This window comes from Methylobacterium sp. AC315, assembly GCF_979253755.1.
In genome coordinates this window covers 1-233 of the sequence record NZ_CEEDEA010000157.1, presented here as the reverse complement: position 1 = coordinate 233, position 233 = coordinate 1, and the positions used below count along the sequence as shown (strand labels likewise).

The 233-nt window shown below is 67.0% G+C and carries 1 pseudogene; it reads left to right on the top strand.

From position 1 onward, the window contains the following. Nucleotides 1-233, top strand: a pseudogene (locus tag AC0IY0_RS29095) (efflux RND transporter permease subunit); the annotation flags it as partial.

The window sequence follows — 233 nt, the reverse complement described above, 5'->3', positions numbered from 1 at the left end:
CGAGATGAACGGCGACGGCGAGGTCGCCGGCGGGATCGTCCTGCAACGGTTCGGTGCCTACGCCCTGAACGTCATCGAGAACGTGAAGGCCCGGCTGTCCGATGTCGCCGCCAGCCTGCCCAAGGGCACGGAGATCCTGCCGGTCTACGACCGCTCGCACCCATCGAGGCGGCCATCGAGACCCTCAAGGGCACGCTGATCGAGGAAAGCGTCATCGTCGCCCTCGTCTGCGT